General features: G+C 73.3%; 1 protein-coding gene. It reads right to left on the bottom strand.

The features are described 5' to 3' along the window. The coding region (locus tag KDL01_RS42285; RefSeq protein ID WP_246577729.1) for an FAD-dependent oxidoreductase at nt 1-373 on the bottom strand (373 nt) is incomplete at its 3' end. Nucleotides 374-419 lie beyond the last annotated feature (46 nt).

The raw sequence follows: 419 nt of genomic DNA on the forward strand, positions 1-419 counted from the left end.
GGTTCCAGACGCCGGGCTCGACACCCGTCATGGTGGAGATTCCGGCGACCCCGTAGAGCCCCGCGTACTCCGCGCGCGGCGCGGACGAGTCGATCAGCCCGCGCACGGTTGACCAGACGCCGTCGGCGCCCACGAGCAGCTCCGCGGTGTCGCGCCGGCCGGAGGCGAATTCGGCCACCACGCTGTCCGCTGACTCCGTCGCGCCCACCAGGCGTTCGCCGGTGACGATCTGCGCGCCCGCGTCGAGCGCCGCGCGCCGCAGGGCTGCCACGAGCCGTCCGCGCTGGAGCGAGATGCTGCGCATCGAGTCGGCCTCGCGCCGAAGGCGTGGCACGTCACCCAAGAGGTGGCCGCCCGCCGTGTGGAACCGCATCCGGTCGATGGGGAATCCGACCGCCTGTACGTCGCGTAAGCAGCCC

Source organism: Actinospica durhamensis, assembly GCF_018139695.1.
Classification (GTDB): domain Bacteria; phylum Actinomycetota; class Actinomycetes; order Streptomycetales; family Catenulisporaceae; genus Actinospica; species Actinospica durhamensis.